Annotated in this window: 19 protein-coding genes; 4 read left to right on the top strand and 15 right to left on the bottom strand. The window is 60.6% G+C overall.

Features of this window, described 5'->3' with window-relative positions; all coding sequences use genetic code 11:
* Positions 1 to 224 precede the first annotated feature (224 nt).
* Genes aaeB through aaeX form a run of 3 tightly spaced genes read right to left on the bottom strand, consistent with a single transcriptional unit; the run spans position 225 to position 3338 of the window.
* Positions 225 to 2192, bottom strand: coding sequence for a p-hydroxybenzoic acid efflux pump subunit AaeB (gene aaeB / locus FHU12_RS24820; protein ID WP_141972372.1), 1968 nt, complete (start codon positions 2190 to 2192; stop codon positions 225 to 227).
* Entirely contained in the window at positions 2192 to 3127 is a 936-nt protein-coding gene (gene aaeA, locus FHU12_RS24815; RefSeq protein ID WP_141972370.1) for a p-hydroxybenzoic acid efflux pump subunit AaeA, read from the bottom strand. The genes aaeB and aaeA overlap by 1 nt, the downstream gene beginning before the upstream one ends.
* A gap of 7 nt (positions 3128 to 3134) precedes the next feature.
* On the bottom strand, positions 3135 to 3338 hold the full coding sequence (gene aaeX, locus FHU12_RS24810; RefSeq protein WP_004936952.1) for a p-hydroxybenzoic acid efflux pump operon protein AaeX: 204 nt from the start codon (positions 3336 to 3338) through the stop codon (positions 3135 to 3137).
* A 314-nt stretch (positions 3339 to 3652) separates the two neighbouring features.
* Here aaeX and aaeR point away from each other — a divergent pair, with 314 nt between their 5' ends.
* Complete coding sequence (aaeR, locus tag FHU12_RS24805) at positions 3653 to 4564, top strand: HTH-type transcriptional activator AaeR (protein ID WP_004936950.1); 912 nt, start codon at positions 3653 to 3655, stop codon at positions 4562 to 4564.
* Here aaeR and FHU12_RS24800 read toward each other — a convergent pair.
* Positions 4555 to 4899: a hypothetical protein gene (locus tag FHU12_RS24800; protein ID WP_141972368.1), complete on the bottom strand. Its 345-nt coding sequence runs from the start codon at positions 4897 to 4899 to the stop codon at positions 4555 to 4557. The two genes, aaeR and FHU12_RS24800, sit on opposite strands and share 10 nt — an antisense overlap.
* On the bottom strand, positions 4896 to 5171 hold the full coding sequence (locus FHU12_RS24795) for a zinc ribbon domain-containing protein (protein WP_060434671.1): 276 nt from the start codon (positions 5169 to 5171) through the stop codon (positions 4896 to 4898). Before FHU12_RS24795 ends, FHU12_RS24800 begins: the two co-directional genes overlap by 4 nt.
* Positions 5172 to 5378: 207 nt before the next feature.
* Between FHU12_RS24795 and uriH the strand changes: the two genes are divergently transcribed.
* Together uriH and FHU12_RS24785 are read left to right on the top strand one after the other, a co-directional pair.
* The gene (uriH, locus tag FHU12_RS24790) at positions 5379 to 6320 is read left to right on the top strand and encodes a uridine-preferring nucleoside hydrolase UriH (protein ID WP_141972354.1); all 942 of its coding nucleotides are present in this window, start codon (positions 5379 to 5381) and stop codon (positions 6318 to 6320) included.
* A 687-nt stretch (positions 6321 to 7007) separates the two neighbouring features.
* The gene (locus FHU12_RS24785) at positions 7008 to 8672 is read left to right on the top strand and encodes a PglL family O-oligosaccharyltransferase (RefSeq protein WP_141972352.1); all 1665 of its coding nucleotides are present in this window, start codon (positions 7008 to 7010) and stop codon (positions 8670 to 8672) included.
* A gap of 15 nt (positions 8673 to 8687) precedes the next feature.
* On the opposite strand, the gene FHU12_RS24780 is transcribed toward FHU12_RS24785, so the two are convergent.
* From FHU12_RS24780 to csrD, 10 genes are all read right to left on the bottom strand, one after another.
* Complete coding sequence (locus FHU12_RS24780) at positions 8688 to 9452, bottom strand: CDP-diacylglycerol pyrophosphatase (protein ID WP_141973083.1); 765 nt, start codon at positions 9450 to 9452, stop codon at positions 8688 to 8690.
* Between the two features lie 163 nt (positions 9453 to 9615).
* Positions 9616 to 11061: a metalloprotease TldD gene (tldD, locus tag FHU12_RS24775; protein WP_141972350.1), complete on the bottom strand. Its 1446-nt coding sequence runs from the start codon at positions 11059 to 11061 to the stop codon at positions 9616 to 9618.
* 7 nt (positions 11062 to 11068) lie between these two features.
* Positions 11069 to 11929, bottom strand: a complete 861-nt coding sequence (nit1, locus tag FHU12_RS24770) for a deaminated glutathione amidase (protein WP_141972348.1) — start codon at positions 11927 to 11929, stop codon at positions 11069 to 11071.
* Complete coding sequence (gene yhdP, locus FHU12_RS24765; protein WP_141972346.1) at positions 11926 to 15729, bottom strand: AsmA2 domain-containing protein YhdP; 3804 nt, start codon at positions 15727 to 15729, stop codon at positions 11926 to 11928. The genes nit1 and yhdP overlap by 4 nt, the downstream gene beginning before the upstream one ends.
* Before the next feature lie 87 nt (positions 15730 to 15816).
* Entirely contained in the window at positions 15817 to 17286 is a 1470-nt protein-coding gene (gene rng, locus FHU12_RS24760; RefSeq protein WP_141972344.1) for a ribonuclease G, read from the bottom strand.
* Between the two features lie 38 nt (positions 17287 to 17324).
* Positions 17325 to 17909, bottom strand: coding sequence for a Maf family protein (locus FHU12_RS24755; RefSeq protein WP_004936921.1), 585 nt, complete (start codon positions 17907 to 17909; stop codon positions 17325 to 17327).
* A 10-nt stretch (positions 17910 to 17919) separates the two neighbouring features.
* Entirely contained in the window at positions 17920 to 18408 is a 489-nt protein-coding gene (gene mreD, locus FHU12_RS24750; protein ID WP_141972342.1) for a rod shape-determining protein MreD, read from the bottom strand.
* The gene (gene mreC, locus FHU12_RS24745; RefSeq protein WP_141972340.1) at positions 18405 to 19421 is read right to left on the bottom strand and encodes a rod shape-determining protein MreC; all 1017 of its coding nucleotides are present in this window, start codon (positions 19419 to 19421) and stop codon (positions 18405 to 18407) included. Before mreC ends, mreD begins: the two co-directional genes overlap by 4 nt.
* A gap of 94 nt (positions 19422 to 19515) precedes the next feature.
* On the bottom strand, positions 19516 to 20559 hold the full coding sequence (gene mreB, locus FHU12_RS24740; RefSeq protein WP_003855260.1) for a rod shape-determining protein MreB: 1044 nt from the start codon (positions 20557 to 20559) through the stop codon (positions 19516 to 19518).
* A 413-nt stretch (positions 20560 to 20972) separates the two neighbouring features.
* Positions 20973 to 22907 carry an RNase E specificity factor CsrD gene (gene csrD, locus FHU12_RS24735; protein WP_141972338.1) on the bottom strand — a complete coding sequence of 645 codons (1935 nt, stop codon included), beginning with the start codon at positions 22905 to 22907 and terminating at the stop codon, positions 20973 to 20975.
* 204 nt (positions 22908 to 23111) lie between these two features.
* Between csrD and acuI the strand changes: the two genes are divergently transcribed.
* Positions 23112 to 24089: an acrylyl-CoA reductase (NADPH) gene (gene acuI, locus FHU12_RS24730; protein ID WP_141972336.1), complete on the top strand. Its 978-nt coding sequence runs from the start codon at positions 23112 to 23114 to the stop codon at positions 24087 to 24089.
* Positions 24090 to 24202: the final 113 nt, after the last annotated feature.

The raw sequence follows: 24202 nt of genomic DNA, 5'->3' as shown, positions 1-24202 counted from the left end.
TATATAGTCGACCTGGATGAAACTAAGATGACCGGCACGTCACGTTTTCGCGGCGGCAAAGGTTTCATCCATTCATGACAATGATGCCACTTTCCAGCCGTTCTGGCACTCGGAGTCTCTCTGAAAACGGGCCGCCTCTTATGAGACGGCCCGCCGTACCAAAGACTGCTTTCAGTATAGTCAGGGAAGGCGCCGCACAACGCGGCGCAACAGGAGGGAACGCATCAATCGATCAAGGCGTGGCGATAGCGATGCAGCATGTCCGCCAGGCGTTTCACCGGCCCGGTGACGCTGAGCGGCGCCTGGTTGTCCACCAATTTTTGCTGGTACTCGTTCATTTCACCCAGCAAGCGATCGTAGTAATAGGCGCGCTTGACGTCGTTTTTGGCGGAGACCACCCGATCGGCGGTGCTGCGGATCTGGCGGTGGAAGGCCGACAGCTCTTCGCTGACCGGAATTTCCGCCCGTTGCATGCGCTGGTGGGCGATGATCAGGTTCAGCGCCAGACGATACTTGGCGATGTCGTTCGGGAACATCATCAGCAGCTGGTTAAGCTGCTGATACAGCGCAGGCAGGTGGTTTTGCCGACGGCGCGCCGCCTTGGTGGTCAGCGCCGACACCGCGCTGCTGACGAACTGGTTGAGCAACGTGCGGCCGGTGCGCTCACGCGAATTATCGCGGATCAGCAGCAACACCATCAGCCCGACGCAGCTGCCGAGGAACTGGCCGAGCGCCCCATCGAGAAACTGGGTGACGTTGAACTCCATCGGGTTGCTCAGCACCAGAATGTTGATGGTCCCCGCCAGCAGCCCCAGCGAACCGAGCCGTCGTTTCTGCACCTCGATGCCGATGAAAAACGCCAGCAGGCCGAGGCTGAGACACAGCAGCAAAATGCTCTGCTGCGTCGCCGGCAGGATCACCATGAAGAACAGGGAACCGACCGGGATCGCCGCCAGCATGCCCAGCACGAAATCCATCGCCACCATGCGCGGCGCCGGGGTGCGCATCGCCAGCGAAGTGATTACCGCAATGATCACCATAAAACCGCTGCCGGACGTCCAACCGGTCCACAGCCACAGCAGGCTGCCGAAGGCCGTCGCCACAAAGGTGCGCAGGCCGTTGATCATTGCGTGATGCCCTTCCGCCGAGGTCGGTTTAACCACGGTTTCGTTGCTCAACACCCCCTCTTCCACCGCGCTGATGCTGCAGTTGGCGTGCACGCCTTTCGACAGCAACAGGTAGCGCGTCGCCGCACCGACCCAGCCGGTGATGGTAGGCAGCGTTTCCTCGGAGCGATGCGTGGTCAGCACCTGGCGCAACAGCTTCATGCGCTTGTGGATCTCCTGCGGGGTTTCCGCCGGGACCATCAGCTGCTCCCGCAGGCTTTCTTTCAGCGCGTCCGGGTGATTCAACAAGATCAGGTAGGTTTCGCAGGCCTGGGTGATCAGCGTCAGCGACAGGGTATGCAGCGCCTTCACCCGACGGTTGACCTTCTGCCAGCGCGAGGACTCCATCATCAGGTTGTTGCGCATGCCGTCCAGGGCCGTGGTGCTCTTGACCAGATTGCTCCAGGCGCGATCGATGTCTTCTTTGTCGGCGTTGCTGATACACATCTGCATCAGGCGGTATTGATCCACCAGCAGCTGATCCACCGCCCGATCGATGTCCTGCTTGATCGAACGCGGCGAGAACAGCAGATCCGCCAACACGGCGCTGACGATGCCCAGCACGATCTCACTGCAACGTTCGATGGCGAACTGCGGCGCTTCCAGCAGATGAGACTCGCTGGTGGCGACCGTCACGATGATGATCAGCGCGGTATACCCGGCCAGGCCCCAGGCGTAGGAGTTCTCGACCTTGATCAGCGAAGAGAGCCAGGTACAGAAACCGGCCCAGATGCAGCACAGCAGCAGCATCACCACCGGCGCACGGGCGGTGGTGATGATAATGATCAGGCCGACGAAGCAGCCGATAAAGGTGCCGATGATGCGCAGCCAGCCGCGGTGGCGGATGGCGCCGGAGAAGGGCTCACCACCGGCGGCAAAGGCCGGGCCGGCGGCGACGATGGCGGCGGTCATCGCCGACCAGCGCGGGGTTTCCAGGTTAAGATGGAAACCGACGAACAGCGCAAACACAATCGCAAAGCTGAGTTTGAAGGCAAATCTCAGCCGGATAAAGGTTGGGCTATTCATTAGCCGAACTCACGCAGCCGGTGCATCAGGCGCACAAAAGGCGAGCCGCTGTCGGCATTGCGATCGTTCTTGCCGACGATCACCACGGTGGCGGTAGTGCCGGCCGGGTACGGATGCTGTTGGTCCTTGGCATCCAGCAGGATCTTCACCGGCACGCGCTGGGCCAGGCGCACCCACTCCAGGTTGCTGTCGATCGAGGCCAACCCTTTGTTGTTCACCGTGCTGCTGCTGTTGTTCACCGCCGCCGCCACGCTGTCGACGGTGCCGTGCATGATGCGGTTGCTGCCGAGCGGGGTGATTTCCGCGCGATCACCCTTATTCAGGCCGTTCAGCTTGGTTTCTTCCAGATACGCCAGGATGTAGAAGGAGTCTTTTTTCACCAGCGCCACCGCCACCGACCCGCGGGTGATGTATTCACCGGCATGGACGTTGAGGTTAGTGATCCAACCATCGGCCGGGGCGCGCACCGTGGTGCGTTCCAGATCGAGCTGCGCCAGCTCGCGCGCCGCGACGGCCTTCGCCAGCTGATGCTGCACGGTCTGCAGCGAATTGTTCGACTGGTCGATTTCTTCCTGCGACATCGCCTGCACGCCCAGCTTCACGCGGCGACCGGCCTCACGCCGTTTTTCCGCCGCCAGCGTTTGGTAGTAGGCGACGTCGGCACCGGCTTCCGCCAGCGCCTGCTCATAGCGCGGCCGATCGACCACGAACAGCACCTGCCCTTTCTTCACCAGTTGGTTGTCCACCACCGGTACGTCGGTCAGCAGGCCGCTGACGTCCGGCGCGATCGCCACCACGTCGGCGGTGAACTTGGCGTCACGCGTCCACGGCGACTCGGTGTAGAACACCCAGGCTTTGAATACCGCGGCGATACCCAGCAGCACAAGAATCAAAGTGATCGCGATTCGGGTTATTTTTATCGAAAAATTTTTCACAGCGACCTCAAACAAAAAGACATGAAATCAGATAAAACAAGCAGCAATACAGCGCGGTATTAAACAGCGCCGGATGCCAGACAAAATCGTAAATCCCCGTCGGCTGCAGCAGGCGGCGCAAGAGAAAAAACAGCGCCAGCGACACCAACAGCTCGAAAAACACCGGCGGAAACGACAGTCCGAAGATGACCATAACCGGAAGCAAACTCATCAATTTTTCCTTATTGTTCACTGCGCCGGAGGAAGACAGGCCTTGCCATTCACATTCTCTTTACATTTTAGCGTGCGCGCGCCACAAATCTTGACCAGACAGCTTGTCCAGGTCACGAACCCGAAAAAAGGTTAAACTTTGGGGCAGACATCCACGACAGGGATTGCGAGGGTGCCGGAGGAGCGGCAGGATTACGTCGCCGATCGCTCTCGCACGTTGGTAAGGTCTATTCACCCGACCACGTTATATTAGCCTGCTTACTATCAAGGCATCAACAATCTGTGATCTAAATCACTTTTAAGCCAGAGTGAATAATGGAAAGATTAAAACGGATGTCGGTATTCGCCAAAGTGGTTGAGTTCGGGTCGTTTACCGCGGCCGCGCGCCAACTCGACATGAGCGTTTCATCGATCAGCCAAACCGTCTCGAAACTGGAAAATGAGCTGCAGGTCAAGCTGTTGAACCGCAGCACGCGCAGCATCGGCCTGACCGAGGCCGGCAAAATCTACTATCAGGGCTGCCGACGCATGCTGCAGGAAGTCAGCGAAGTGCATGAGCAGCTGTATGCGTTTAACAATACGCCTGCCGGCACGCTGCGCATCGGCAGCTCATCCACCATGGCGCAAAACGTGCTGGCGAACATGACCGCCGAGATGATGAAAGAGTACCCGGGTCTGACGGTCAACCTGGTGACCGGCATTCCTGCGCCGGACCTGATCACCGACGGATTGGATCTGGTGATCCGCACCGGCGCGCTGCAGGACTCCAGTCTGTTCTCCCGCCGCCTGGGGCAGATGCCGATGGTGGTGTGCGCCGCCAAAAGCTACCTCAGCCAGCACGGCACGCCGCAGAAGCCGAGCGACATGGTCAACTTTTCCTGGCTGGAGTACAGCGTGCGGCCCGACAGCGAATTTGAACTGATGTCGCCGGAGGGCATCACCACGCGCATTTCCCCGCAGGGGCGCTTCGTCACCAACGATTCCTCCACCATGATCCGTTGGCTGAAAAACGGCGCCGGCATCGCCTACGCCCCGCTGATGTGGGTGATCGAAGAGATCAAACGCGGCGAGATCGAGATCCTGTTCAAAAGCTACCATTCGGATCCGCGGCCGATCTACGCGCTCTATACCGAGAAGGACAAACTGCCGCTGAAGGTGCAGGTGTGTATCAACTACCTAACCGACTATTTCGAACGCGTGGCGGCGGTCTATCAGGGCTATCGCTGAGCGCCGCTCAAATAACGGTGCGCCAGCGTGCCCAGCAGCACCAGCGCCAGCATGCCGAGGCCCCATAGCAGCCAGACGGCGTAGCCCGCCCAGGTCAGCAGCAGAGGAAAATAGCTCGCCAGCCCGCTGCCCAGCTGTTTCAGCCACGGCAGCCAGGCATCCAGCACCGTCTGCGGCACCAGGCTCAGCGCACCGTTCACCGGCAACGATGCGTTCCCGGCCGCCTCCGCCAACGCCGGGAGCCAGGCCAGCACCCCGGCTACGCCCCAGGCCAACACGGTCCACAGCGCCATGGCGCCCAGCAGCAGCGCGAGCGTCCAACCGCCCCGGTTCACGGCACACCACCGCCGCACTGCGGGCAAAAGCGGCTGCCCGACGGCAGCGGTGCGGCGCACTGGCCGCAGGTGGCGCTCACCGCGGCAAACGGCTGACCGCAGCGGTGGCAATAACGCGCGCCCGATTTATTCACCGCCCGGCATTCCGGGCACTGCGGCCCCGGCTCGCCATGCTGGTTATAGCGGTTACCATGATGGCCCCCGCCGTGGCCCGCGCGCTGATGACCACCGTTAACACCGCCTTGCCCCAACAACCTTTTCAGTAAGCTCATCCCACCTCTCCTCTGTGCATTGACGCTGAAGCTCACTGTAAACCCTGGAGTAAACTCCAGGGTAAAGCCCGACGATGAGGATTTACGTTTCATTACATCGTAAAAGTGGCAAGGCTTTGATGCCGTTAACAAAAGCATCATCGGCATTATCCCACGCCGCCGCGCTGCGCTATGCTGCGGGAACCTCTCCCTGTATCAGGAATAACCATGAAAAAAATCATACTGGACTGTGACCCGGGGCATGACGACGCGATTGCCCTGCTGCTGGCCTGGGGCAATCCACAGATCGACCTGCTGGCGGTCACCACCGTGGTGGGTAACCAGACGCTGGACAAAGTGACGCGCAACGCGCTGGCGGTGGCGCGCATCGCCAATATCACCGGCGTGCCCTTCGCCGCCGGCTGCCCGCGCCCGCTGGTACGCAACATCGAAGTGGCGCCCGACATTCACGGCGATTCCGGCCTCGATGGCCCGGTGCTGCCGGAACCCCACCTGCAGCTGGACTCGCGCCACGCGGTGGACCTGATCATCGATACCGTGATGGCTCACCCGCCCGGCAGCGTAACGCTGGTGCCGACCGGCGGCCTGACCAATATCGCCATGGCGGTGCGTAAAGAGCCGCGCATTGCCGAACGGGTCAAGGAAGTGGTGCTGATGGGTGGCGGCTACCATGTGGGCAACTGGAGCGCGGTGGCGGAGTTCAATATCAAAATCGATCCCGAGGCGGCACACATCGTGTTTAACGAAAAATGGCCGCTGACCATGGTCGGGCTGGATCTCACCCACCAGGCTTTGGCCACGTCGGCAGTCTGCGAACGCATCGCCGCCCTGGGCACCCGGCCGGCCACCTTCGTCGGCGAGCTGCTGGCATTCTTTGGCCGTATGTACCGGCAGGCGCAGGGCTTCAGCGCCCCGCCGGTGCACGATCCTTGCGCGGTGGCCTACGTGATCGATCCGAGCGTCATGACGGTGCGCAAAGCGCCGGTGGATATCGAGCTGACCGGCACCCTGACGTTGGGCATGACGGTCGCGGACTTCCGCGCGCCGCCGCCGCCGGACTGCCACACCCAAGTCGCGGTCAAACTGGATCAGGATAAATTCTGGGATCTGGTGGTGGATGCGCTGGAACGGATTGGCGAAGTGGAGTGAGGTTTGTGAAGAGTGGATTAACGCGCTTTGGCAGGCGCGTTACTCCGCCTGACATCGCGGCAACAGGGATAGCCAGACCATTTCCTCGTAATTTCCATAACCACAGAACAATCTTAATGAAATTAAATTAAATAAAACTTAAAAAAAACAATTAAAACAAAGAAAATTCTTAATAAAAATAAATTCAGACATGATAAAGAAAATATAAAATACAGAGATTGTCAGCGATAAATAAAATCACTTCCGCCGGACTGTCATTGGCAACAACGATTTAACAAAAAAATGCTAACCTCATTGGCTACCTCGCCTGCCGGCCCAAGTGGTCGTTGTCGTACACACGGCGTTCCATTATGCACAAAACAAAATTAACATATTGATTTATATGCACAAATAAAACAAAAGATTAAAAATTGACTGGGCCGATATGAATTTGAGAAAATGACAACCCTGCTTTTTCAAACAAAGAAAACACCCGTTGCGCAGGTAACTGAATACGGCGCCCATTTTTATATAAGCCGTCCCGTACTCACAGGGAAAAATTATTTATCGCTTCGATATGAAGTCTTTTCAATTCCCATAAAACATTTTATGGCAATGAAGCTTCAGCGAATTTAAACACCAGGATAAGGATAGGGATTTCTCATAACATGCATTCACTGAACGATATCGAGACATGGCAGGTTAACCATGACCGATAAAACCCTCGCCAAGGCGCCGGCTATCGCCGTGCTGACCTTACTGCTGATCTGGATGGCGGTGATCCTGCCGGTTTATTACCCCAATATGGGCGGCGACGGCCTGGCGCTGCCGCAAAACATTCTGGCCTGGAGCATCATGGCGCTCACCACGCTGATCGTGACGTTCACCGTTTGCCTTGGCCGTGCTCGTCTTTCGCTGACCCCCACCGCACGCCTGTTGCTGCTCGGCATCGCCGTGCTGGCGCTGCCGCTGCTGTATACCCGCCCCGAGTGGCGTGAAGACGCCCTGTGGCGCTGCGCCGGTCTGCTCGGTGGCTGGCTGTTCTATGTCGCCTGCCTGCAGCTGCGCCTGACAGCCCGGCAGCGCAACCTGTTGCTGTACGGCCTGCTGTTCGCCGTCAGCGTTCAGGCGTTGCTGGCGGCGCTACAGCTGTTCGCCCCCACGCTAGCGTGGGTATCTCCTAACGGCAGCCGGGTCTACGGCGTCTTCCAGCAACCGAACGTACTGGGCAGCTTTATCGCCACCGGGCTGGCTTTGGCGCTCTGGCTGCTGCTTGCCCCTCTCTCTACGCCGACGCGGCGGCAGCTCCCGCTGCTCGTTTTGCTGACCGCTTTCTCCGCCCTGCTGGTGCTGATCCAGTCGCGCGCCGCCTGGCTGGGTGGCGCCCTGGCGGCGGCGCTGCTGCTGTGGCGCTTTGCCCACCAGAGCCCGGCCGCAAGCCGCTGGGCCGGCGGCGCGCTGCTGTTGGGCGTGGCGCTTGGCCTGATGGGGCTGTTCACTGGCCAGCAGGAGCTTATCGCACGCGAAGGCTCTAATTATTCACGTCTGACAATGCTGCAAGATACTCTGAGCATGATCCTGGCCAAACCGCTGCTGGGCTGGGGCTACGGCGGCTTTGAATACAGTTTCGCGCACTTCCGTCTGCAGGCAATGCCCTGGCGAGAAGTGCTGGAAGTCGCCGGGCATCCGCACAATGAAATCCTGCTATGGTGGGTTGAGGGCGGCCTGCCGGCGCTGGCGGGTATCGTTCTCGTCTTCATCGCCGGCGCGCTGCTGTTGAAACGCGCCTGGCAACGGGATCGCGAGCAGCCGGCCGGTGCGCGCGTCGGGCTGTTTCTGGTGCTGCTGCCAATGCTGGTGCACACTCAGCTGGAATACCCTTTCTATCTGTCTGCGCCGCATTGGCTGGCGTTTCTGCTGCTGCTGGCGCTGCTGGACGGCCAAACCGGCGCGCCCCGCCCGCTGTCGTTCGCCAAAGCCCTGAGCCTGCCGGTGGCGACGGCGGCGGTCGGCGTGTTGGTGATGGCGGTCTTTGCCTGGCAAGGGCGCATGGCGCTCACCCAATCGGAACGCACCATGCTGGCTACCATCGACAGCATCGAGCAGATGCCGGCGCCGGCCGCCTGGATCTATCGGGAGCGCAAAACCTTCGACGAGCAATCTCATTCGCTGCTGGTCTATAACCAGACGCGTGATGATGCCCTGTTGACCGGCTATCGGCAGTGGGCCGATGCCTATCTGCAGCGCCGTATCGACGCCAACGTCTACGCCACGCTGATCACGATATTGCGTTATCAGGGCGCTCAGGCGGAAGCCGACGCTCGCCAGCGGGAAGCCGCTTTCCTGTTTTCGCGGGATATGCGGTTCAGATAGGGAAGAACACAGAGATCAACGTGGCAAAATCGCGCATTCTTTATCCAGCAGCGATTCTACCGAGGCGCGGTTGCCGACGTCCCAGCCGCGCTTCGAGGCCAGCAAGATAAACCCCCGTTGGCCGGCAAACGTGGTGGGCACTAACGCCACGCCATATTCCGCCAGCTGCTGCGGCGACAGATGGAAATAATCCGCCAGATCCTTAATCGGGTAAATGCCCATGGCGGTCGGCTGCATCACGCGGCGGGCATAGTAGGTGTGGCGCAACAGCTTATCCGGCAAGGGGCGCCATTGTTTCTGTATATAAGGGCGTTCTGCCTGCAATTGGCGCCGTACATCTTCGCGCAGGCAGGTCAGGTGAATGTGCAATTGGTTCTGGCTGCGGCCGTAAGCGGAGTTGATCGCCATACCCAACATATCATCCGGCACCGGCCCGCCATACTCGGCGGCCAACCGGTAACGCATCAGCCACGCATAGCCAAAATAATCCGTCCGTTCCCCAGCCAGCAGCTGCGGGCTTTCAATGCCGGAGAGCGGCGCCGTCGGCACCAGGATGAAGTGATAGGGATAACTCGGGTTCTGCAGCACGCTGAAGCCCTGTGCTTTTCCCTGCGGCATATAAATCTGTTCACACGGCGCCGGATCGCGCTTTTGCTGATAGTTGGCCATGCAGAGCTTATCGACCACGCCCCACAGCGCATCGGAACGGGCGCAGCCCGTCAGGGAAAGAACCCCCAGCAACAGCAGCCAACGCTGGGCGGATAAAGCCAAGCGCGCCATCATCGTATTGCTCTGTTTTTTCGCCACGTCAATTTCATTCCATCACTGGGTGCAGGCACGCCTGTAGGACTGCGGCGTCCTGCCGCGCTTAGCGTTACGAATGCGGCCAGCCGCAACAGGGGGAAGGGATGAAGGAGCCAGTGCATGGCCCCTTGAGGAAAGATTACGCCGTGCCGCCGACGGTGAGCGTATCCAGTTTCAGCGTCGGCTGGCCGACGCCCACCGGCACGCTCTGGCCTTCCTTGCCGCACACACCCACGCCTTTATCGAGCGCCAGATCGTTGCCGACCATCGAGATTTGCTGCATCGCCTCGATGCCGGAGCCGATCAGCGTCGCCCCTTTCACCGGCTTGGTGATACGCCCTTTCTCGATCAGGTAGGCTTCGGTGGTGGAGAACACGAACTTGCCGGAGGTGATGTCCACCTGGCCGCCGCCAAAGTTCGGCGCGTACAGGCCGTACTCGACGCTGGCGATGATCTCTTCCGGCGTCGATTGGCCCGCCAGCATGTAGGTATTGGTCATGCGCGGCATCGGCAGATGCGCATAGGACTCGCGGCGGCCGTTGCCGGTCGGCGCGACGCCCATCAGCCGCGCGTTGAGCTTGTCCTGCATGTAGCCTTTCAGCACGCCGTTTTCGATCAGCACGTTGTACTGGCCCGGCACGCCTTCGTCGTCGATCGCCAGCGAACCGCGGCGCCCCTGCAGGGTACCGTCATCCACCACGGTGCACAGCTCGGAAGCCACCAGTTCGCCCATATGGCCGCTGAACACCGAGGTGCCGCGACGGTTGAAGTCGCCTTCCAGGCCATGGCCCACCGCCTCGTGCAGCAGTACGCCCGGCCAGCCGGCCCCCAGCACCACCGGCATATTGCCGGCCGGTGCCGCTACTGCACCGAGATTGACCAGCGCCATACGCACCGCTTCTTGGGCATAAACATCGGCGCGCACCTCGCCGTCGACAGCTTCCAGGAAATAGTCATAGCCGAAACGGCCGCCGCCGCCGCTGGAGCCGCGCTCACGCTTGCCATCCTGCTCCACCAGCACGCTGACGGAAAGGCGCACCAGCGGGCGAACGTCCGCCGCCAGCGTGCCGTCGGTGGCAGCCACCAACACCTGCTCGTAAACGCCGGTGATGCTGGCGTTCACTTCCTGCACCCGCGCATCGGCGGCGCGCGCCACCTTGTCGACGCGGTGCAGCAACGCGATTTTCTCTTCGCGCGGCAGGCTTTGCAGCGGATCGAGCAGCGGGTACAGCGCCCGGTAACCTATCTCGCCCAGAGTGTGAGCCCGTCCGTTGCCCTGCTCGCGCACGATGCTGCGCGCCGCCTGGGCGCTCTGCTGCAGCGCATTCAGGGTGATCTGATCGGCATAGGCGAAGCCGGTCTTCTCGCCGCTGACGGCGCGCACGCCGACGCCTTGGTCGATATTGTAAGAGCCATCCTTGATGATGCCGTCCTCAATCACCCAGGCTTCGTGATAGCTGGACTGGAAATAGAGATCGGCGTAGTCGATACGGCGTTCTGCCAGTTGACCCAGTACCGAGTACAGGTCTTGATGACTCAGCTTGTTGGTAGCGAGTAACTGCTCACTGACAAACGTCAGGCTCATAATGGTTTCACTCTTGATTGGAGGATAACGTGTCAGACGGCGCCGTCAGCGACGTCTGGAATCGGTTGTGCTGCAATACCGGCATCTGTTGCCGCAAGGGCTGCAGGCTGGCGGTGTCCACGCGCACCTTCAGTGCCGCCACGGCGTCCGCGTTCTCGGCCAACACCTTGCCCCAGCCGTCGACAGCCAGCGTGTGGCCCCAGGTACGGCGGGTCTGCCCGTGGCGCCCCACCTGCGCCGGCGCCAGGATTATGCACTGGTTTTCGATCGCCCGGGCGCGCAGCAGGATTTCCCAATGCGCCTCGCCGGTCACCCGGGTAAAGGCCGCCGGCACCGAAATCAATTCGGCGCCCTGCGCCCGCAGCGCCTGGAACAGCGCGGGGAAGCGCAGATCGTAGCATAGGGTCATGCCCAAACGCCCGACCGGCGTATCCACCACCGTGAGGTGCTGCCCGTGCTGGTAGGTATCCGACTCGCGGTAATGGCCGTGCGCATCGTTGATGTCCACATCGAACATGTGCAGCTTGTCGTAGCGGGCGCGGATCTCGCCCTGCTCGTCGAACAACAGGCTGCTGGTAGTGATAAGCTCCGGGTTTTCGCGGCTGATCAAGGGCATCGAGCCCACCAACAACCACACGCCATAGCGACGCGCCAATTCGCGCACCGCATTCTGCAGCGGGCCATCGCCCTGTTTTTCCGCCTGTTGGCGGTAGGCCGCGGAGTTGGCGAACAGCAGCGCGTTCTCCGGCGTCATGACCAGTTTTACCCCGGCATTGAGCTGCTTGATCTGCTGTTCAATCTGGGCCAGGTTATCGCGCACCTGATCGCCACTGCACAACTGCAACAACGCAACGTTAGCATTCCTCATGACGCCTTATCCTCCTTTGCCTTACGAAGTACCTCATTGATCTTCGGCTGGTCGAGATCGCCGCCGATATGGTAGCGAATCAGCGAAATCTTGCTCCACAGCGGCCCCAGCACCTGCGAGGCGGCAAATACCGCCGCGCCGACGATCGGGTTGACGACAAACGCCGTGGCCACGCCGACGGTCGCCGAAATCGCCGGCGCCACCACCGCCTCCATATCGATGCGGCGGCGCGCCAGATCGATCTGGCCGTTCATAGCGATATCCGCCGCCAGGCCGTCGATCAATAGATTATCAGTATGCATTATGCCATCTTTCAGCCAGGCGGTACTGCGGATGGAATCAAAGTAGAAGCCTTTGCCAAAGGTATCGCTGAAATCGAACTGCAGCTTGCGCAGCAAGGCGTCGAAGCTGACCAGTCGCAGCAGCTGACCGGCGCGGCCGCCACCCATGCTGTCGATCTCGCCCTTGCCCATCTTGACCTGCAGCGCGCCGCTCAGCGTATCGACCCGTGGCTGCCACGGCGTGCCATGCCAGTACAGATCGAAATCCACATCGTAAGGCGCGCCCTTGAGCGGAATGGTGATGCCGAAGAAGGCGGCGGTTTCGTCGATCTTGCCGCCGAGCAGCTTGCCTTTCAGCGAGCTGCGCTCTTCCTGCGCATTTTGTTTCCACAGGCCGGTGGCGCTCATGCGCCCTTTGCCGGTGTCGACCAGGCCGTGATCCAGCGTCAGGGTATCGCCCCGATTGGTCAGATCCGCCTCGACCCTGCCGAGGTTCTGCCCCAGCATCCAGCACGACTTGCAGCGCAGCATCAGCGAAGGCCAGTCGCGGAAGGAAACTTTCTCGGTCGACGGCGGCGGCGTGCCCGCCGCGTTTTTCGTTTCGGCGAACTGCGGGTTGTAATACAGGTAGTTGATATCGGCGCGCCACGGCCCACGATCGGCCACCCGCAGGCTGCCGTCCACTTCGTCGCTCTTGGCGCTCACGAGGGTAGCGCCAAGCTGTTTCTCGGCCGACAGCGTCAGCTTATGCCAGGCCTGGCCGCCCAACAGCAGCTGCGGCGTGGTCAGCGCCACGGTGGTGGGGAAGCTGAAACCGCCCACCTGACCGCTGCCGCCGCCCTGTTTCAGCGCCGGTGCCAACAGCGCCAGCCACTGCTCGCCGTCCAGCGCCGGCAGGTTAAGCGTCATCGACTTGCCTGCCGGCAGCGGCGGCGTGCCGCCACCGTTGGTTTGCCAGGCGGCACGCGCCAGGTTCACCTGTTTTTTGTCGAAGCGCCATTCGCTGTTGAAGCGGTTTTGCTTGCCCGCGCTGCCGGTCAACATGAAGCCGTTAAGACCGCCTTTAACCTTGACGTTCACCGGCAACGCCTCGCCCGGCGTTTTGTCCAGCGGCGAAGGTAAGTGACTGCTCACTTTCTTCAAATCCGCGTCGATGCCGATATCGTAGCTGGCCGAGCCCTGATGCGGCAGCGTGATGGCCACCTGGCTCTGCCAGGGCGCACTGCCGCTGAGCGCATCGGCGGCCTCTTTCGGCAGGCCGGGGAACTTGCCCGGCTGCCAATCGCCCTTCAGGCCGACATTGACCTTATAGTCGCGATCGCCCTCCTGCGTGGTGAAGTTCACCGCCACCGGTTGCCCGAACCAGTTGGCCGACAGGGTGTCGCTCTCCAGATTGCCGTTATCGAAGCGGAATTTGCCGCTGAGCTTCTGCAACTCGCTATCCAGCGGCTTAATCAGCAATGAGTTGTTGTTCAGCGCCACTTCACCGGTGGCTTTGACCAGCTCGCCGTCCAAGGGGATATCGAGATGTAAGCGCCCACTGACATCACCGCCAATTTGCAGCTGATCCAGCGCCGCCCCCAGCGAATCGTGCAACGGCGTCTGCATGAAGTAGTCATGCACGTCGCTGCCCGCTCCCGCGACTTCAGCATCGATCAGCAACCGCTCTTTCAGATAATCCGGGATCACCGCGCTGATATTTTTACCCGCCACCTTGCCCAACCGGGTTTGCGGCGCATGCATCCACAGCCCCTCGTTGGCGAAATCGAGATCGATCGCCAAATCGGTCAGCGCCGGCCAGCCCGGTTGGAACTGGAAGGTGGCGTGGCGCAGCGGTACGAAGACTTCGAACTGCCCTTCGTTTTTACGGTACGGGAAGTGCTGCGGATCGCCGGAATAAATCAGCGTGGCGTTATCCACCTGGCCGCCCTGAATGGCGCCGCTCAGGTAGTCCACCAGATGCTTGCCCATCAGCGGTTCCGGGAAATAGCGCCAGGCGTCGGCGCCGTCATACAGGCGGATGCCCGCCAGGATATTCAGCCACGGATCGCCCTTGGCCGGCTGCTGATAGCGGAAATCGCCGTTGACCCACAGCGACTTCGCCTTGACGTCCAGCCCCTGGCTCGCCAACTCCCAGCCTTGATCGTTGTAACGCCAGGTCAGCGCGCCACGCGCGCTGCTGATTTCAAGCGGGGCGCGGAACATGTCGCCGTAAGGCAGGGTGCTGCCTGCCAGCCCCAGCGTCAGGCGGCCGTTCTCCACCCCACCGCTCAACGCGCCGGAGAAGTGGTTGACGCCCGGCAGCAGTTCCCAACGTTGCCAGCTGACATCGCGCCACAGCGCCTGGAAACGGCTCTTTTCCGGCTGCTTGAGCGGGATGTCCAGCGCCAGCGCTTCCACCTGCCCCTGCGGCTGCAGATCGTTCCAGCGATCGAGCACGTCCGGACTGAGGAACGAGAAGGTCGGCAGCAGCGCCGACAGACGCTCCAGCTGAAGGTTAGTCGCGCGCACCCGCAGCTCTTCATTCTGCGCCGGCCCCATGAATTCGGTGTTTTCCGGCAGCCACAGCGCGGAAAGCACGCCCTGCGGCCAAGCCTGGCCGTCGGTGCTCAACCGCAACTGCGGCACGTCGAGCTGCCAGCCGGTGCCCTGGCGGCGCAGCGACAGCGCGAGATTGTCGACGTCCAGCCGGTGCTGCGCGGCGCCGGTATTCCAGTTAGCTGCCCCCTGCTTGAGCAACGCATGGCCGCCGGCGATCTCACCGTTTTGCACCTGCAGCCAGGCCGCCAGGCTGAAGTCGGCGCTTTCCAGCCCGGTGTTGGCGCGCAGCCAGCGGGTAAACCAGGGCTTCATGTCGATGTTATCGGCCTGCAGATAGACCGTGCCGGTGTCCAGCAAGCCCTGATTATCGCGCAGGTCCATGCGCAGCTGCACCACGCCGTGTTGGCCGTTCAGCGTCGACAGGCTGATCTGCCCCTCGGCGCGGTGGCGATCGCGGCCGTTGAGCCAGGTCAGCTGAGGAATGTCGAATTCGGCGCGCGCGCCGGCGGGCGTCAGGAACGAGATACGGCTGTCGCGCAAATCGAAGTGATCGAGCTGGCGCAGCATCAGATCGCTGATTTTGCCCGGCTCAAGGCCGTCGCCCTGCCGGTCGCCGCCCAGCGTGGCGTTCAGATCGAGGCGGAATTGATAGAAGGTCAGATCGCGGAACTGCCAGCGCCAGTGCAGCAGAGATTGCCACACGTCCAGCGCCAGCGTCACGCGTTCGATATGCACATCGCTTTTGGGCAGCGTAACGCTCAGGTTACGCACTTCAAGCTGTGGGCCGAACGTTTCCCAACTGCCCTGCACGAAGTCCATTCGCACAGGCACACCGGACAGCTTCTCCACCTGCGCCAGCAGTTGGGGACGGTAGTCGTTCAGCTTCGGCAGCATCAGGCGCAGCCCGCTGATCAGCAGCGCCACAATCACAATTAGGGTGGCGCCTGTTGCTAACAGAATCCCAGGCAGTCGCCTCACGCAGTTCTCCTTGATCCGCTGCCTGGCAACGGGAATATCTATGCACTGACGGGCCCGGCGTGCGGGCCCCTACCGATGTCGGACGGGCTACATCATGACGACGTCGAACTGCTCCTGACTGTACAACGGTTCGATCTGCACCTTCACCTGTTTGCCGACGAAGATCTCCACTTCGGCCAGCGCATGCGACTCTTCGCTCTTCAGCGCTTCGCCGACCGCCGCCGAAGCGTACACCAGGAAGCGATCGGAATCGTAAGCATGGTGCACGCGCACAATCTCGCGCAGGATCTCGTAGCACACGGTTTCCACCGTTTTCACGGTGCCGCGCCCATTGCAAGTAGGACAATCGTGACAGAGCACATGTTCAATGCTTTCACGCGTTCGTTTACGCGTCATTTCAACTAAGCCTAGCTGAGAGAAGCCGTTGATCGTGGTTTTTACCCGATCTTTACTCAACGCCTGCTCCAGCGAGTGCAGCACCCGGCGACGATGCTCTTCGTTGTTCATATCGATAAAGTCGATGATGATGATGCCGCCCAGGTTGCGCAGCCGCAGCTGGCGCGCGATGGCCTGTGTCGCCTCGATGTTGGTATTGAAGATGGTTTCGTCGAGGTTGCGGTGGCCGACGAAGGCACCGGTGTTGATATCGACGGTGGTCATCGCCTCGGTCTGATCGATGATCAGATAGCCGCCGGACTTCAGCTCCACCTTGCGCTCCAGCGCGCGCTGGATCTCGTTTTCCACATCGTACAGATCGAAAATCGGCTGGCTGCCGGTATAGAGCTCGAGCTTGTGGGTAATGTCCGGGATGTACTCGCCGGTAAACTCCACCAGCAGATCGTGCGTCAGCCGCGAATCGACGCGGATGCGATCCAGCGCCGCGCCGGCGAAATCGCGCAAGATGCGCTGCGCCAGCGCCAGCTCGCCGTACAGCTTGTATTTAGTCTGGTTGCGCTTCTTGCGCTCCATGACCTTGGTCCACAGGCGTTTGAGGAACGCAGCGTCCTGCGCCAGCTCTTCCTCGCCGATGCCTTCCGCCGCGGTGCGGATGATAAAGCCGCCCAGCTCGTCGCAGTGCGGCGCCACGATGGCTTTCAGGCGCTCGCGCTCAGCTTCGCTTTCAATACGCTGCGATACGCCGACGTGCGCCGCACCTGGCATGAAGACCAGATAGCGCGAAGGCAGCGTGATGTCGGTGGTCAGGCGCGCGCCCTTGGTGCCGAGCGGATCTTTCACCACCTGTACCATCAGGTCTTGCCCCTGGCGCACCAGCTCGGCGATGTCGCGCACGTGGAAGTTTTTCCGCTCGTCGCCGGCGACGCATTCGGTATGCGGCATGATGTCGGAGGCGTGCAGGAAGGCGGCCTTGTCCAGGCCGATGTCGACGAACGCCGCCTGCATCCCCGGCAGGACGCGGCTGACGCGCCCTTTATAGATATTGCCGACGATGCCGCGTTTGGATTCGCGTTCGATATGGATCTCTTGCAGAATGCCGCCATCGATATAGGCGACCCGCGTTTCAGACGGTGTGATATTAACCAGTAGCTCAGCTGTCATGCCTTCTCCTCAGAGCCGGTCGATAATGGCAGCGCCCATCAACCGGTTCTTACATCACGTAATGCGACAAAATTACTGAGCAGCTCATGTGTTTCGACCAGCGGCAGACCGACCACCGCGTGATAACTCCCGGTTATCGTTCTGACGAAACAACCACCCTTTCCTTGAATTCCATAGGCGCCCGCTTTATCCATCGGTTCGCCCGTAGCAATATAGTCGCGGATATCCTGTTGTGACAGGCTGCGGAACGTCACGTCGGTCACCACCAGCTGGCAGCGCACGTCGTGGCGATCGGCGATCGCCACCGCCGTCATCACCTGATGCTGTTTGCCCGACAGAGCCGCCAGCATGTCCGCCGCATGGGCTTCGTCGCGCGGCTTCTCCAGCACCCGGCCGTTGAGCACCACGATGGTGTCGGCGCCCAGCACCGGCCGATCTTCCTGCGCCAGCGCCACGCCCGCCTTGGCCTTGTCCTGCGCCAGGCGGCGCACATAGGCTTCGGCGGCTTCGCCTTCCCGGCGCTGCTCTTCGGTATGCGTCAGCAGAATGTCGAACGACACGCCCAACAGGGTCAACAGTTCACGTCGACGTGGGGAGCCGGAGGCCAGATAAAGCGAAGTCATTGAGATACCCTTACTGTACGGCGAACTGACGGCGGATTTTGCGCATCAACAGGAATAACCACGGCCACAAAATGCCGTTTACCACACTACTCCAGAATACCTCTGGGCGGAAAGAGACGTTGATCACTAAAAACTCAGCCCAGAACACCACCACGTCCATCGACAGCGACAGCAGCACGACGATCAGCGCCTGTTGCCACAGCGCCATATTGCGGAACAGTTGGAATTTGAATGCCACCAGGTAGGCGATAAGGCCCAGCGCCAGCGCACGCACGCCCAGCGTGGAGCCGAGGATCAGATCCATGATCAACCCCAGCACGAAGCCGGTGCCGACGTTAACCCGGTGCGGCAAGGCCATCACCCAGTAGATCAGGATCAGCACCAGCCAGGAAGGGCGGAACATGTAGAGCTGTTCCGGCCACGGCATGATTTGCAGCACCAACGCCACCAGGAACGACAGCCAGATGATCCAGCGCCCATGGCTGCGGTAGCTGTTCATTGCACCACTCCCGCCGCGGCAGGCTGAGCAGATGGCGTAGCGCCGGCGGGTTGCGGCGCCACGCCGGTAGCCGGAGCCGGCAGCTGCGGCCCGACCGAACCGGCAGGCGGCAGCACCTGCGGCATCATCTGCATCAGGCGCTCATTGGCCACGCGGTGCACTTCGTCCGGCGGCAACGGCATGTCGCCGTTGCGATCGGCGCCCCACAGCAGCAGCAGGTAGCGCAAGCGCTGCAGACCGGCGGTCGGCCGCGCCTGAATCACGGTGTAAGCGCGCTGGTTGTCGACCTTGACCGAGGAGACCACCGCCACCGGATACCCTTCCGGGAAACGGCCGCCGAGGCCAGAGGTCACCAGCACGTCGCCAACGCGGATATCGGTATTGTTCGGCAGGTGTTCCAGCTGCAGATCGTCGGCGCAGCCGCTGCCTGCGGCAATCACCCGAATATCGTTGCGCAGCACCTGAATCGGCAGCGCGTGAGAAGCATCGCAGATCAGCAGCACGCGGCTGGTCATCTTCGCCACCGCCACCACCTGGCCAACCACGCCCTTGTCGCTGATCACCGGCTGGCCTTCATAGACGCCGTTGTCCGACCCTTTATCGATAACGACCTGATCGCTGTAGGGATCGGAACCGGTGGAGATGACCTGGGTGACCATCTTGTGTTCGTCCTGGCGCAGCGGGGAACCCAGCAGCTCGCGCAAGCGGGCGTTTTCCTGCTTGAATTGGCCAAGAAGAAGAATATCGCTGTTTTTCAGCAGCAGTTCCTGCCGCAGAGCGCGGTTTTCCAGCTCCAGCTGTTGGCGGGTGGCCAGCGTTTCTGACACGCTGTCCAAAACTTTACGCGGCCCGTTGGCCAGAAAATAGAAAGGGCTGACTGCGGTGTCCATGTAGTTACGTATCTTCACGAACGTGCCGAGCCGGCTGTCGGCAACGATCAGGCCAATGGCCGCGATCACCGCCAAAAAAAGTCGCAGTTGCAGGGAAGGCCCCCTGCTAAAAATCGGCTTCATAAATTATGCGAGTTCCTCGACAACAGAAAGAGGAACCGTACCCGATTTTCGCTGTGCGCATTCATCCGATACGATTCCTCCTTCCAGGGGCTGACTATTCTTCGCTGAACAAATCGCCGCCGTGCATGTCGATCATTTCCAACGCCTTGCCGCCGCCGCGCGCCACGCAGGTCAGCGGATCTTCCGCTACCACGACCGGGATGCCGGTTTCTTCCATCAGCAGGCGATCGAGGTTGCGCAGCAACGCGCCGCCGCCGGTCAAGACCATGCCGCGTTCGGAAATGTCAGAGGCCAATTCTGGCGGGCACTGTTCCAGCGCAACCATCACCGCGCTGACGATGCCGGTCAGCGGCTCTTGCAGGGCTTCGAGGATTTCATTGGAGTTCAGGGTAAAGCCGCGCGGTACGCCTTCAGCCAGGTTACGGCCACGAACTTCGATTTCGCGCACTTCGTCGCCCGGATAGGCAGAACCGATTTCGTGCTTGATGCGCTCTGCCGTGGCTTCGCCGATCAGCGAGCCATAGTTGCGACGCACATAATTGATGATGGCTTCATCGAAGCGGTCACCGCCGATGCGCACGGAAGAGGAATACACCACGCCGTTCAGCGAGATCACCGCCACTTCAGTGGTACCGCCACCGATATCCACCACCATGGAACCGGTCGCTTCGGAAACCGGCAACCCTGCGCCGATCGCCGCCGCCATCGGCTCTTCAATCAGGAACACTTCACGCGCGCCGGCCCCTTGGGCGGACTCGCGGATAGCGCGGCGTTCAACCTGGGTTGCGCCGACCGGCACACAGACCAGCACGCGCGGGCTTGGGCGCATAAAGCTGTTGCTGTGAACCTGTTTGATAAAGTGCTGCAGCATTTTTTCGGTCACGAAGAAATCGGCGATCACGCCGTCTTTCATCGGGCGAATAGCCGCGATGTTGCCGGGGGTGCGGCCCAGCATCTGTTTGGCGTCATGACCGACGGCCGCTACGCTCTTTGGGGAGCCGGCACGATCCTGGCGAATGGCAACCACCGAAGGTTCATTCAGTACGATGCCTTGCCCTTTAACATAAATCAGGGTATTGGCGGTACCCAAGTCGATGGACAAGTCGTTGGAAAACATGCCACGAAATTTCTTAAACATAACGAAAGGATAATCCTGCAAGCTGGGGGCGGAAAATAAAATCCGCCTACTTTACCAACCACACGAAGCAGCGACAAGGCGCAAAAACGTTCTACTTCGGTGAAAAATAGTCTGTATTGTTTCTGCTCGAATGCACGGAAATTGGATGAGGCCTGAATTCCCTGAACAAAGGCTCAGTTTACCACCCTGTCAACGCACGAAACGGCGTAACACAGCTCATAAAATCTAACATATTCCCTGATTGCCGTCGGTGGTAAGCGCCTACCAACGTCAACCAGATAAAGGCAGACAAGAGCCTATCTCAAATAGGCGTTGTTGTCGCAGGCAGTTTGGAAAAAACTCCAAAAAGACGGGTAACGTGGCCCAGATGGATCCGGCGCTCATTCTACGTCAATTTTTGTCCGGCAATCAGCTTAAACACGATAACGACGTGAATATTTTTTACGCCCCACGTCGATCGGTTCCGGCGACGCGAAAAAGTCGCCCTGCCCGCCGTGGATCCCACGCTCTTTCAGCGTCTGCCACTCGTTGCGCGTGCGTACGCTGGCGGCGAACACCTGCGCGCGCGTGCCCGCGCAGGCGCCGGTCAGGCTCTGCACGAACAGCTGATTTTCGTCCCGCTTATCGATACTCCGCACCAGCCCCGGGTGAAGCTTGACGATCTCCACCTGCAACGACTTGATATAGGACGTACTGACCACGGTTAGCCCCGCTTTGGACACCGCAAGGCGGCAGCCCAGCCCTGATAATAACCTCAGCACCGGACGCAAACGGTCGATATGTTGACACACATCTGCCTCCGCAAGTTCAATCAGAATTCGTCGACGCTGACTTTTTTCGCACTGCAACAGCGTATCGCGCAGCCAGCGCTGGAAAGAACGCTGCAAAATAGAGTCGACGCACAGCGGAAACGCCAGCGTTTCCTCTGGCCATTGCGCCAGCAAGGGGATAATGCGGCTCACCTGTTGGCGATCGTAACTCTCCGCCAGCCCCAGCTGCTGCACCAGCGGCATATATTCCGCCGGCAGCAATTCCTGGGAGCCGTCATAGATCCGGCTCATGATCTCGCGGTGGTGTACCTCGCCTTCCACGGTCACCGCCGGTTTCTGATACAACCGCGGGCCGCCGCGCGCCAGTACCTGTTCCAGCAACGTGCGCCACTTGACGCTGCCGCGTCCCTTTTCCGGTACCTGGCTGTCGTACACGTACCAACCGTTTTCGCCCTGGAGCGTGGCGTGGCGCGTCGCCTGCTCCGCGTAATCGATCACCTGCTCCGTGGTTTGGCCGCTGCGGTACGCCACGATGCCGATATGCAAAAAGGCCTCACGATCGATCAGCGCCGTGGAAGGCAAGGCATCGATGGCGTTGACCAGCTGTGAAGCGATGCCGTCGGCCTCCTTCAGGGTTCGATGCGGCAACAACACGGTAAAATCGCTGTGGAAATAGCGCGCCAGCAGCGCCGACGGGTAGCGCATCACGAAAGTAGACAGCAGGTTGACCAGCGAATACATCAGTTCCTGCACCGCTACGCTACCGTGCGTGTCGCGCAGAGTCTCGAAATCGGGTAACCGCACCATCATCACGATGCCGTGCGAGCCTTCTTCTTCCAGCTGAGTGGTCAATTGGTTATCGAAGAACAGGCGATTATTCAGCCCGGTTTTGGCGTCCTGTGCAGCGAAGGCGCGGATCAGCGTATCGACCCGGCTGCGCTCTTCCCGCGCTTCCGCCAGATCGGCCAGCAGCCGGTCGAGCGCGCCGCTGACGTTGGCCGGCCATTCACGCACGTCGCCCTGCATGACGTTTTCACGTTCTCCGTTCAAAATGCGCCGCGCGCGGCGTTCCAGGCGATCCTCGCCGTCGGCCTGTTCACGCAGCCAGCGCAGGCTGAACAGCAAAATCACCACCATGACGACGATCGACAGCGTGACGGCGGCGGTGGATTGCAACGTGCGCACGTCGCTGGCGAAGGGATCGAGGTAGGTGATGTACAGCGTACTGCCCGGGTGCTGCAGCAACGGCCGCGAGACCTGACGATAGCCGTTCAGCGCATCCCAGGGCTCTTTTTTCAGCGTCGGTAACTTATAGTTGAGAAACTGACTGCTGCCGGCCTCTACGCGGATCGACACAATGCCGAGCGGGCGCATGACGATCGGCAACCATTTTTCCTGATCGCGCGGCGATTCGTGCAACATGCCCTGATCGAGAGAGGTAACCAGCGAATCAAAGCGACGCTCCTGGCGATCCTGGGTAACGTAAAAGAAGCTGTATGAGCATCCCATCAGCATCAAAAACATCGCCAACGCGACCAACAGAGTGATCAATGCAGAGAGTTTGGTGGTAAATCGCATCCCTGTGCCTTGTCCGCTATGGTTAAGTGAGTGTTCACCCTTTAGTTAAGAGGGGCCGTCCAACCCTAACAAGCCTTGCTGAGGAATTAAACCTGCAAGCGCCGTTTTTGTCCTTTATCAGGACTTGGGTCGCTTATTATGCATATAGTCAAATAAATGTGATTCAGCCATTGATAGAAAAGTGTAAACAAGAGGAAGAGTGACATGCGTGCACTGTTATTGGAACAACAAGACGACCAAACTCTGGCTCATATCAAAGATATCGGCAGCGATCGGTTGCCGGAAGGTGATGTCACCGTCGACATCAACTGGTCCAGCCTAAATTATAAAGATGCGCTGGCGATCACCGGCAAAGGCAAAATCGTGCGCAACTTCCCGATGGTGCCGGGCATCGACTTCGCCGGCACCGTGCGCCACAGCCGCGACGATCGCTTCAAAGAAGGGCAAAGCGTGGTGCTCACCGGCTGGGGCGTGGGTGAACACCACTGGGGCGGCCTGGCCGAGCAGGCGCGCGTCTGCGGCGAATGGCTGGTGCCGCTGCCGAACGGCCTGGATGAGCGCAAGGCGATGATCATCGGCACCGCCGGCTTTACCGCCATGCTGTGCGTGATGGCGCTGGAGGAAGGCGGCGTGCACCCGGACGACGGCGATATCCTGGTCACCGGCGCCAGCGGCGGCGTAGGCAGCACCGCCATCGCCCTGCTGGCGGCGCTGGGTTACCGGGTGACCGCCATCAGCGGCCGCGACAGCAATACCGAGTACCTGAAAGCGCTCGGCGCCAAAGAGGTCATGTCGCGCGATGGCTATATCGACACGCCGCGTCCGCTGGAGAAACAGCTGTGGGCCGGTGCGGTGGACACCGTCGGCGACAAACTGCTGGCGCGGGTGCTGGCGCAGATGAACTATAACGGCACCGTCGCCGCCTGCGGCCTGGCGGGCGGTTATCAGCTGCCGACCACCGTGATGCCGTTCATTCTGCGTAATGTGCGCCTGCAGGGTGTGGATTCGGTACATACGCCGCTGCACCGCCGCCAAACCGCCTGGGAACGGCTGGCCGGTATTCTGCCGGACAGCTTCTATCAGCAAGCCACTCATGAAATCAGCCTCGAGCAGGCGCCGGCCACCGCCGCCGCGCTGCTGAACAACCAAATCACCGGCCGCACTCTGGTGAAAATCCGCTGATCTTTTCCCCCCGGCAACGGGGGGGTTCGCCCGCTTCTGCGAAATTTCATATTTTCCCGCGCCCCCTCGCTTCCGGCCGACTTTAGCGCCATGCTTATTTCATGAAGCCCCGT

The sequence above is a fragment of the Serratia marcescens genome, assembly GCF_006715005.1.
Lineage (GTDB): Bacteria > Pseudomonadota > Gammaproteobacteria > Enterobacterales > Enterobacteriaceae > Serratia > Serratia montpellierensis.
This window is presented reverse-complemented; position numbering and strand designations above follow the sequence as displayed.

What these genes read in the sequence shown, in the direction of transcription:
- acuI (WP_141972336.1), top strand. Translation starts at nt 23,112, where the DNA reads ATGCGTGCACTGTTATTGGAACAACAAGACGACCAAACTCTGGCTCAT.
- mreC (WP_141972340.1), bottom strand. Translation starts at nt 19,421, where the DNA reads ATGAAGCCGATTTTTAGCAGGGGGCCTTCCCTGCAACTGCGACTTTTT.
- FHU12_RS24780 (WP_141973083.1), bottom strand. Translation starts at nt 9,452, where the DNA reads ATGGCGCGCTTGGCTTTATCCGCCCAGCGTTGGCTGCTGTTGCTGGGG.
- rng (WP_141972344.1), bottom strand. Translation starts at nt 17,286, where the DNA reads ATGACAGCTGAGCTACTGGTTAATATCACACCGTCTGAAACGCGGGTC.
- FHU12_RS24755 (WP_004936921.1), bottom strand. Translation starts at nt 17,909, where the DNA reads ATGACTTCGCTTTATCTGGCCTCCGGCTCCCCACGTCGACGTGAACTG.
- mreD (WP_141972342.1), bottom strand. Translation starts at nt 18,408, where the DNA reads ATGAACAGCTACCGCAGCCATGGGCGCTGGATCATCTGGCTGTCGTTC.
- FHU12_RS24785 (WP_141972352.1), top strand. Translation starts at nt 7,008, where the DNA reads ATGACCGATAAAACCCTCGCCAAGGCGCCGGCTATCGCCGTGCTGACC.
- aaeR (WP_004936950.1), top strand. Translation starts at nt 3,653, where the DNA reads ATGGAAAGATTAAAACGGATGTCGGTATTCGCCAAAGTGGTTGAGTTC.
- FHU12_RS24795 (WP_060434671.1), bottom strand. Translation starts at nt 5,171, where the DNA reads ATGAGCTTACTGAAAAGGTTGTTGGGGCAAGGCGGTGTTAACGGTGGT.
- csrD (WP_141972338.1), bottom strand. Translation starts at nt 22,907, where the DNA reads ATGCGATTTACCACCAAACTCTCTGCATTGATCACTCTGTTGGTCGCG.
- mreB (WP_003855260.1), bottom strand. Translation starts at nt 20,559, where the DNA reads ATGTTTAAGAAATTTCGTGGCATGTTTTCCAACGACTTGTCCATCGAC.
- aaeX (WP_004936952.1), bottom strand. Translation starts at nt 3,338, where the DNA reads ATGAGTTTGCTTCCGGTTATGGTCATCTTCGGACTGTCGTTTCCGCCG.
- nit1 (WP_141972348.1), bottom strand. Translation starts at nt 11,929, where the DNA reads ATGAGGAATGCTAACGTTGCGTTGTTGCAGTTGTGCAGTGGCGATCAG.
- tldD (WP_141972350.1), bottom strand. Translation starts at nt 11,061, where the DNA reads ATGAGCCTGACGTTTGTCAGTGAGCAGTTACTCGCTACCAACAAGCTG.
- uriH (WP_141972354.1), top strand. Translation starts at nt 5,379, where the DNA reads ATGAAAAAAATCATACTGGACTGTGACCCGGGGCATGACGACGCGATT.
- aaeB (WP_141972372.1), bottom strand. Translation starts at nt 2,192, where the DNA reads ATGAATAGCCCAACCTTTATCCGGCTGAGATTTGCCTTCAAACTCAGC.